The following is a 9,001-nucleotide window of genomic DNA, read 5'->3' as shown; positions in this document are numbered from 1 at the left end:
CAGGTCGTCGCGGCTAGATAAGGAGCAGGCGGGCCGTGCTCATGCCGTCAACGGTATCAGCGCATCGCAAGCGACCCGAACCGGGCGGTGTCGTGCGGCACACCGGGCCGGGGTGACTTTCCGGTGAACGCGGCGCAGCACCTACCCTCATGGGGTGAACATCGTGCTGTCGGTCGTCCTGGGTGTGCTCGGCGTCGCTCTCGGCGCCGTCGGTCTGCTCGGTCTGCAGGGCAAGCTGCGGCGCAACCGCTTCGTCGGGGTGCGCACGGCGGCGGCGCTGCGGGACGAGGAGACGTTCGCGCTGGCCAACCGCGTCGCCGGGGTGCCGAACGTCGCGGCCGGCCTCGTGGCCGTCGTGTCGGGCGCCGTCTCGTTCGCGCTGCCCGACCTGGCCGTCACGGCCGGGGTCATCGGCCTGGTCGGCGCGCTCGGCATCGCCGTCGCCGGTGGCGTGCTGGGGCACCGCGCGGCCGAGGCGCTGCCGGAGCCGGTCAAGCCCAAGGGCTGCGGCGGCTGCGCCTGCGGTGGTGGCGGCTGCTCGCCGCTCGCCGGTCTCTGAGCCACCCGAGCCGTTCGCGGCTCGGACGTTTCACGTGAATCAGTTGAGGCGGACGTCGGTCGGGTAGGTCGACAGGAGCGCGAGCGGCATGCCCTGCCGGCGCAGCACCCGGCCCCACAGGTCGACGTTCGCCCCGGCCAGCACGTCGTCGGCCAGGCCAGTGACGACCATCCAGTCGCCGCGCTCGATCTCGCCGGCCAGCTGGCCCTCGCCCCAGCCCGAGTACCCCGCGAACACCCGCAGGCCGCGGACCAGCGGCAGCAGGCTCTCCGGGTCGGCGTCGAGGTCGACCAGCGCCACCGGGCCCTGCACGCCGACCAGGCCCTCGACCTCCTCGGGGTCGGTACCGGCCTTCAGCGCCGCCAGGCACAGCGCCGTCTTCTGCTCGACCGGACCGCCGATGTGGATGCACTGCGGGCGGGTGACGTGCGGGCCCCACGGCGGCAGGACGTCGAGGACGGCCACCTCGGAGGGGCGGTTCAGCACGACGCCGAGGGTTCCCTCTGGGCGCTGGTCGATGATGTAGACGACCGTGCGCGTGAAGTTCGGGTCGGTCAGGCTCGGGGCGGCAACCAACAGGGAGCCAGCTTCGACCTCGGCATCGGGACGCACGTCACCATGAAATCATCCGTGATCGCCGGAACAACTCAGGGCCGCGCCCCGTTAGACTTAACTGTCGGATGTCTTTGTGTCCCCCGGGCTCAACAGACAACCGCCTTCGCGGAATACCGTACGGCTGGAGCCGCGTAGTGCACCGCGCCGTGAGGCGACCTGGCATCCGATCCAGGGGAGCCGGACCGTGAGGTCCGGCTTTCGTGGTTTCCGGGCAGGCGAGCATAGAGTGCAGGCGTGACAACGGCTGCGGAGCGGAAGCACCACTGGGGCTCGCGCCGGTTCCTCGGCATCCCGGCGTACCGCAGGCTCCTGGCCACCCGGCTCGCCTCGCAGTGGGGTGACGGGCTCTTCCAAGCGGGCCTCGCCGGAGCGGTGCTGTTCAACCCGGAGCGGCAGGCCCACCCGGCCGAGATCGCCGCCGGGTTCGCCGTGCTCCTGCTGCCGTACTCGTTCATCGGACCGTTCGCCGGTGCCCTGCTGGACCGGTGGGACCGCAGGCGGGTCGTCCTCGTCGCGAACCTCCTGCGCGCCGCGTTCGTGCTGTTCACGGCCGTCGCGGTCGGCATGGGGCTGTCCGGGCTGCCGCTGTACGTCTTCGCGCTCATCGTCATGGGCATCGGCCGGTTCGTCGGGTCGGGGCTCAGCGCGGCGCTGCCGCACGTCGTGCCGGCGGACCACCTGGTCGAGGCGAACGCGCTGGCCGCGACCGCGGGTGCGGTCATGTCGGTGGTCGGCGCGGCCAGTGCGATCGCGTTCCGCGCGGTGCTCGGCGCCGGTGACGGCGGGTCGGGGTGGACCACCAGCATCGCCGCGGCCGGCATGCTGCTCAGCGCGTTCATCGCCAGCCGGTTCAAGGCGGGCGCCCTCGGGCCCGACGAGGTCGACGAGCCGCACAACGCGGTCAAGGCCGTCGCCCGCGGTCTGCTGGACGGCGCGAAGGCCACCCTGCGCACGCCGAGCGTCACCGCCAGCCTCGCGGCGCTGCTGGCGCACCGGGCCGCGTTCGGCGTGAACCTCATCATCACGCTGCTGCTGATGCGCTACGCCCTGGAGGACGTCGGCATCCTCAAGGCCGGCATCGGCGGGCTCGGCGAGGTCGCCATCGCCGGTGGCGCGGGCATCCTGCTCGCCGGCGTCCTCACCGACCGGATCGTCAACCGGTTCGGCATCAAGCGCACGATCTGCGGCACGCTCGTGCTGACCGCGGTGGCCCAGCTCGCGCTCGGGTTGCCGATGACGCTGCCGTCGATCCTCGCGGCCAGCTTCTTCCTCATCTTCGCCGGTCAGGTCGTCAAGCTGTGCGTGGACACCGCGGTGCAGCACGACGTCGGCGACGAGGTGCGCGGCAGGGTGTTCGCCCTCTACGACACCCTGTTCAACGTCATGCAGGTCACCGCGGTGTCCCTCACGGCGACGGTGATCCCCCTGGACGGGCGCTCGCCCGCTCTCATCGTCACCGCCGCCGGTCTCTACCTGGCCGGTCTGGGCGCCTACCTGCTCCTGCTAGCGCGGAAACGGCAGGCGCAGCATGCCGCTCTCGTGCGCGAAGACGACAGCAGCCACCCGATCGGGTAGGTCGAGCCGCCGCAGGATGTCGGCGACCTCGTCGGCCACCCGCTGGTGCCCGAGACCGAGCACGCGCGCGATCTCGTGGTCGGCGTGACCGCGTGCGAGACAGCGCAGCACGGCCCGCTGGTCGTCGGTCAGCTCGTCCAGGTCGTGCACGACCGGACCAGCGGAAAGTCCCCAAGTGAACATCTGCATCACCCCCATGAGCAGTACCCATGGTGCCGTGGCGCGCTGTCAGTTCGCTAACGCGGGGATTTCATGCGCTCACGATGGGTCACCCGTTTGGTGGCGTAAGACCCTGGTCGCGGGCCCAGTCGAGCAACGCGGCCTCGGCCTCGTCGCGGTCCAACGGCCCCCGGTCCAAGCGCAGCTCCTTGAGGAACTTCCACGCGGCACCGACCTGCGGCCCCGGCGGCAGGCCGAGCAGCTTCATGATCTCGTTGCCGTCGAGGTCCGGCCGCACGCGCGCAAGGTCCTCCTCGGCCGCAATGCGCGCGATGCGTTCTTCGAGGGAGTCGTACGTCCGCTGCAGCTGGTTCGCCTTGCGCTTGTTGCGCGTCGTGCAGTCGGCGCGGACGAGCTTGTGCAACCGCGTCAGCAGGTCGCCGGCGTCCGTCACGTACCGGCGCACGGCCGAGTCGGTCCACTCGCCGTTGCCGTAGCCGTGGAACCGCAGGTGCAGGTAGACGAGCTTCGCGACGTCCTCGGTGATCTCCTTCGAGTACCGCAACGCCCGCAAGCGCTTGCGGACCATCTTCGCGCCCACGACCTCGTGGTGGTGGAACGAGACGCCGCCGCCGGACTCGAACTTCCGCGTGGCCGGCTTGCCGATGTCGTGCAGCAGCGCCGCGATGCGCAGCACCAGGTCAGGTGACTGATCGACATCTTCGAGATCGATCGCCTGTTCCAGCACAACCAGCGAGTGGTCGAAGACGTCCTTGTGCTGATGGTGTTCGTCGATTTCCAGCTTCATGGCCGTGAGCTCCGGCAGGACGATGTCCGCCAGACCGGTCTCGACCATGAGCTCGATGCCGCGGCGGGGGTGCGCCCCGCACAGGAGCTTCGAGAGCTCCACCTGCACGCGCTCCGGCGTGATGCGGGCGAGCTGGCCTGCCATCGACCGCATCGCCTCCACCACCCGCGGCGCCGCGGTGAAGCCCAGCTGGGAGACGAACCGCGCCGCGCGCAGCATCCGCAGCGGGTCGTCGCCGAACGACTCCTGCGGGGTCGCCGGCGTGTCCAGCACCCCCTCGCGCGCGGCGGCCAGGCCACCGGTCGGGTCGACGAACTGCCGGGCGGCCACGTCGAACGCCATGGCGTTGACCGTGAAGTCGCGGCGGACCAGGTCGCCGTCGACGGAGTCGCCGAACGTGACCTCGGGGTTGCGGGTGACGCCGTCGTAGACGTCCGCGCGGAAGGTCGTGATCTCGATGATCTCGCCCTGCTTGGACGCGCCGACCGTGCCGAACGCGATCCCGGTGTCCCACTGGGCGTCGGACCAGCCGGTGAGGATCTTCTGGATCTCGGCGGGGCGCGCGTCCGTGGTGAAGTCGAAGTCGTTCGTCCGGCGCCCCAGGACGGCGTCGCGCACACTGCCGCCGACGAGGTAGAGGCGCTTGCCGGCGGTCGCGAACCGCTCGGCGAGCTCGGCGACGACTGGTGTGATGGTGGGCTCTTCCACCACCGCATTCTGCTGGAGCGGTCGAGACACGAGAAACCAGCGTACTCAACGATCGTAAGTACGATCGGCCGTATGCCCCCGTCAGCCGCTCGATCCGGAGGTGCCACGCCGGGGCGCCGGAAGCGGCGCCGGGGCCGGCGGCTCAAGACCGTCGACGAGACGTCGGCGGGTGGCCTGGTGCTCGACGGCGAGCAGCGGGCGGCGGTGATCGGCAGACTTGACCGGCGCGGCCGGTTGCTGTGGTCTTTGCCGAAGGGTCACATCGAGGCGGGCGAGACCGCGGAACAGACCGCGGTGCGCGAGGTCGCCGAGGAGACCGGTATTCATAGCAGGGTCCTGCGCCCGCTGGGGTCGATCGACTACTGGTTCGTCGCGGACGACCGCAGGGTGCACAAGACCGTTCACCACTTCCTCCTCGAAGCGACGGGGGGAGAGCTTTCCGACGAAGACGTGGAGGTCACCGAGGTGGCGTGGGTGCCACTCGGCGAACTGGACGAGCGACTCGCGCATGCCGACGAGCGCCGACTGGTCCGCCGAGCCGCCGAACTGCTCTCCGGCCGCCCCCGTGAAGGGGCCGAGTCGGCGTGAGCGTCAGGAAGCTCCTCTGCACAGCTGCCGTCGGCGCCTTCCTGCTGACAGCGACACCCCCGGTGCTCGCGGTCGAGCAGCAGGACGAACCCGAGCAGGTCAACGCGCTGCCGTTCGCGCCGGCGCCCGCCACCCAGGTGTGGGCGACCAGGCCGCTGTCCTCGCAGCCGGGCCAGCAGCAGCCGCCGCAGTTCGTGCGCATGGACATCGCGCAGCTGACCCCGCGGTTCGTCACCGGCGACTCGCCGGACAAGATCACGATCAGCGGCCGGGTCGTCAACGTCGGCGACCGCAAGGTGTCCGACATCGTGCTGCGCCTGGAGCGCGGTGAGCCGCTCGGCACCGAGGACGACCTGCGCAAGGCGTTGCGCGAGCCGGCGGCCGCCGAGTTCGTCCAGCCCAGGTTCACCGAGGTCGCCGACGAGCTCCAACCGGGCCAGCAGCGCGACTTCACGCTCGAGGTGCCGTTGCGCGGTTCCGCGCCCACCTCGCTCGGCATCGAGGAGCCGGGCATCTACCCGGTCCTCGCCAACATCAACGGCAAGCCGGACTACGGCGGCACGGCGCGGCTGGCCGCGTTGTCGACGCTGCTGCCGGTGCTCGGCGTGCCCGGCGGCGGCACGAAGACCAAGGCGGGGGACCCCGCGAAGCTGACCATGCTGTGGCCGATCGCGGACAAGCCCAGGCTGGCCCGGTTGGGCGGCGAGGGCGACTCCGAGCTGGTCGACGACGAGCTGGCGCTGTCGCTGTCGGTCAACGGCCGGCTGTACGGCCTGCTGCAGGCCTACGAGCAGGCCGTGTCGTCGATGAGCACCTCGCTGTGCCTGGCCGTCGACCCCGACCTGCTGCGCACCGTCGAGGCGATGACGACCGGCTACCGGATCCGCGGTGGCGCCGAGGGCAGGGGCCGGGCGGAGGCCCAGCTGTGGCTCGACCGGCTCAAGCGCGCGGTCGCCGGCCGGTGCGTCGTGGCCATGCCGGACGCCGACGCCGACCTCGTGGCGCTCACCAAGGCCAAGCTCGGCGACATGCGCACGCTCGCGCTCAGCGGCGGCGTGAACGAGGTCAGGCGAATCCTCGCCGTCCAGCCGCTGCCCGAGCTGGTGTGGCCCGAGGACGGCCTGCTCGACCAGGCGACGTTCGACGAGCTGGGCTCGGGGCAAGACCACCCCTCTGACGAGGACCTCGACTACAACGGCATGAAGTCCGTGCTGCTCGCACCGTCCGCCGTCGCCGACGCGCCCGGCACCGCCCCCGTCCGGCTGCTCTCCGTGGACCGCCCGGTCACCGCGGTGCGGATCGACTCGATGGTGTCCGACGCACTGCAGGGCGGCGAGTCCCGCCCGCGCACGCTGTCCGGGGTCACGACGCCGGTGGAGAGCCAGCCGGTGTCCGTGCAGAACGCACTGGCCGCGCTCGCGTTCCGGGCCGGGTGGCAGGGCGACGGCCGCACCGTGCTGGTCACACCGCCGCGCCGGTGGAACGCGCCGCTGTCGGAGATGAACGAGCTCCTGTCGGCGGCCCAGCGCCTGGTCACGGCCGGCTACGCGACCCAGGTCGGCCTGGAGGAGCTGGTCAGGGCCAAGCCGGAGGCGTCCGGCGCCAAGCTCACCTACCCGGCGGAGGCCGGCGCGCGGGAGATCCCCGCCTCGATCGCCGACTCGGTCGCGAGCCAGAACCTCGCGCTCGCCGGTCTGGTGAAGTCGATGCAGCAGGAGGACCGCGAGCACGCCGCTCCCGCCGACCTGGCCGGCCCGCTGCGCCTGGGCCAGCTGCGGGCGATGTCGAGCGCGTGGCGCGGTGACGAGAACGGCGCGCGCACCGCGGCGTACATCAGCGACAGCGAGATCAACCGGCTGTCCGGCCTCGTGAGCGTCACGCCGCCGAACAGCTCGATCCTGCTCGGCTCCGGTGACAGCCCCATCCCCGTCACCATCACGAACAAGCTCGACGTCCGCGTGACCGTGCGGATCGTGCTCGCCGAGACGCCCGGCATCCGCGCCAAGGAGCTCGCTGACCAGGTGCTCCCCGCCCGCGGCGAGCGGGTCGTGCGGGTGCCGGTCGAGGTGCTGCGCTCCGGCCGGTTCCCGGTCAACGTCCGGCTGACCACTCCCGACGGCGTCGCTCTGGGTGACACTGTCAAGCTGGAGGTGTCGTCGTCCGCCTACGGCACCACCACGGTGATCGTCACCGTGGTGGCCGCGATCGCGCTCGTCCTGCTCTCGGGACGGCGGATCATCAGGCGGGTCCGGGCTCGCAACGGCGAGAACGGCGACGACGCACCGTCCATCGAGAACGTGACACCGGAGAAGTCGAGCGCGTGAGCGAGTCAGCCACGACCACCGAGCCAGGGCAGCAGAAGCAGGCACCCTCGGTAGCCAGGGCCAGCGGCTCCATGGCGATCGCCACGATCGTCAGCCGCATCACCGGCCTGCTGTCGAAGGTCCTGCTGGTGTCGGCGCTCGGCGTCACCACCCTCAACGACTCGTACCAGGCGGCCTCCACGCTGCCGACCATGATCAACGAGCTGCTCCTGGGCGGCATCCTGACCAGCGTGGCGATCCCGCTGCTGGTCAGGGCCGAGAAGGAGGACGGCGACGGCGGTGAGTCGTACGCCCAGTGGTTGATCAGCATGGGCATGGCGGTCCTCGCCGTCGGCACGGTGGTCGCGGTGGCGTGCGCGCCGTTGCTGACCAAGCTCTTCATCGCCGACTCGCCCACCGCGAACCCGGCGCTGGTCACCGCGTTCGCCTACCTGGTGCTGCCGGGGATCATCTTCTACGGGCTGACCGCGCTGCTCAGCGCGGTGCTGAACGCCCGCCACGTGTTCGGCCTGCCCACCTGGGCGCCGGTGCTGAACAACGTCGTCGTGATCGGGGTGCTGGGCGTCTACTGGATGCTGCCCGGCGAGCTCTCGCTCAACCCGGTGCGCATGACCGACGTCCACCTGCTCGTGCTCGGCCTGGGCACCGCCCTCGGCGTCGCGGTGCAGGCCCTGGTGCTGGTGCCGGCGCTGCGCAGGACCGGCTTCCGGTTCAAGTGGCGGTTCGGCTGGGACGCCCGGCTGTCCGAGTTCGGCAACCTGGCGTTCTGGGTGATGCTCTACGTCGGCCTCGGTCTCGCCAGCATGACCGTGCTGACCAAGGTGGCGACGCACAGCGACGGTGCGCTGGGTGCCTACAACTACCAGTGGCTGATCGCGCAGGTGCCGTACGGCGTGCTCGGCGTTTCGCTGCTCACGGCGTTGATGCCGAGGATGAGCCGGGCGGCCGCGCACGGCGACAACGAGCAGATCGTGCGGGACCTGCTGTTCGGCAACCGCATGTCGGCGATCCTGCTGATGCCGTTCAGCGTGCTGATGACGGTCTCCGGTGTCGCGATCGGCCTCGCCGCGTTCGGCCACGGCAGGTCGGGCGTCGACGGCGGCACGATGATCGGCCTGGCGCTGGCGCTGTCGGCGTTCGGACTCGTGCCCTACGCGGTGACGTTGCTGCAGCTGCGCGTCTTCTACGCGATGAAGGACGCCCGCACGCCGACGTTGCTCCAGGCGCTGATCGTGGCGGTCCGGATCGGGTTGCTCTACTTCTTCCTCGCGGTGTCCGAGCCGGAGCAGCTCGCCGTCGGTGTGTCGCTCGCCATGTCGCTCAGCTTCGTCTTCGGCGCCGTGGCCGGTCAGGTGTGGTTGCGGGTCCGGCTGGGCCGGCTGCGCACCGGGTTCACGATCTGGACGATCTGCCTGACCGTGGTCGCATCGGCCATCGCCTTCGCGGTGGCCAAGGGCGTGAACGCGCTGGTCCTGGGCGCGTTCGGGTCGATCCACCCGGTTGCCGCCGGATGGGTCGAGACCATCCTGGTGACGGTGATCGGCCTGCCGCTCGCGTTCGGTCTGCTGGCCGCGTTCCGGGTGCCGGAGATGAAGCCGGCGATCGACAAGATCAACCGTTTGGTGCGGCGCCGATGACTCCAGTCCGTGAGCGTCTTCCCGTAGC

General features: G+C 70.9%; 8 protein-coding genes. 5 read left to right on the top strand and 3 right to left on the bottom strand.

Features of this window, described 5'->3' with window-relative positions; genetic code table 11:
• The first annotated feature begins 154 nt into the window (after positions 1–154).
• Positions 155–559: an SdpI family protein gene (locus ACZ7CH_RS01085; protein WP_360393792.1), complete on the top strand. Its 405-nt coding sequence runs from the start codon at positions 155–157 to the stop codon at positions 557–559.
• Positions 560–598: 39 nt separating this feature from the next.
• On the opposite strand, the gene ACZ7CH_RS01080 is transcribed toward ACZ7CH_RS01085, so the two are convergent.
• Positions 599–1,171, bottom strand: a complete 573-nt coding sequence (locus tag ACZ7CH_RS01080; RefSeq protein ID WP_360393789.1) for a YqgE/AlgH family protein — start codon at positions 1,169–1,171, stop codon at positions 599–601.
• 237 nt (positions 1,172–1,408) lie between these two features.
• On the opposite strand from ACZ7CH_RS01080, the gene ACZ7CH_RS01075 reads away from it, so the two are divergent.
• Positions 1,409–2,749, top strand: coding sequence for an MFS transporter (locus tag ACZ7CH_RS01075; RefSeq protein WP_360393786.1), 1,341 nt, complete (start codon positions 1,409–1,411; stop codon positions 2,747–2,749).
• Here the strand turns inward: ACZ7CH_RS01075 and ACZ7CH_RS01070 are convergent.
• Both ACZ7CH_RS01070 and ACZ7CH_RS01065 read right to left on the bottom strand, forming a co-directional pair.
• Positions 2,678–2,932 (bottom strand): LuxR C-terminal-related transcriptional regulator, encoded by a 255-nt coding sequence (locus ACZ7CH_RS01070; RefSeq protein ID WP_360393783.1) that lies wholly within the window; start codon positions 2,930–2,932, stop codon positions 2,678–2,680. The two genes, ACZ7CH_RS01075 and ACZ7CH_RS01070, sit on opposite strands and share 72 nt — an antisense overlap.
• Before the next feature lie 85 nt (positions 2,933–3,017).
• Complete coding sequence (locus ACZ7CH_RS01065) at positions 3,018–4,454, bottom strand: CCA tRNA nucleotidyltransferase (RefSeq protein WP_360393780.1); 1,437 nt, start codon at positions 4,452–4,454, stop codon at positions 3,018–3,020.
• Between the two features lie 42 nt (positions 4,455–4,496).
• Here ACZ7CH_RS01065 and ACZ7CH_RS01060 point away from each other — a divergent pair, with 42 nt between their 5' ends.
• The 3 genes from ACZ7CH_RS01060 to murJ are packed head-to-tail and all read left to right on the top strand — an operon-like array spanning position 4,497 to position 8,973.
• Complete coding sequence (locus tag ACZ7CH_RS01060) at positions 4,497–5,012, top strand: NUDIX hydrolase (protein ID WP_360393777.1); 516 nt, start codon at positions 4,497–4,499, stop codon at positions 5,010–5,012.
• Positions 5,009–7,336 carry a DUF6049 family protein gene (locus ACZ7CH_RS01055; protein ID WP_360393775.1) on the top strand — a complete coding sequence of 776 codons (2,328 nt, stop codon included), beginning with the start codon at positions 5,009–5,011 and terminating at the stop codon, positions 7,334–7,336. The genes ACZ7CH_RS01060 and ACZ7CH_RS01055 overlap by 4 nt, the downstream gene beginning before the upstream one ends.
• On the top strand, positions 7,333–8,973 hold the full coding sequence (gene murJ, locus ACZ7CH_RS01050) for a murein biosynthesis integral membrane protein MurJ (RefSeq protein WP_470372911.1): 1,641 nt from the start codon (positions 7,333–7,335) through the stop codon (positions 8,971–8,973). Before ACZ7CH_RS01055 ends, murJ begins: the two co-directional genes overlap by 4 nt.
• The last annotated feature ends 28 nt before the right edge of the window (positions 8,974–9,001 follow it).

Source organism: Lentzea sp. NPDC037011 (genome assembly GCF_055607425.1).
Note: the sequence above shows the minus strand (reverse complement) of the source record. Positions and strands in the feature narration are given on the sequence as shown.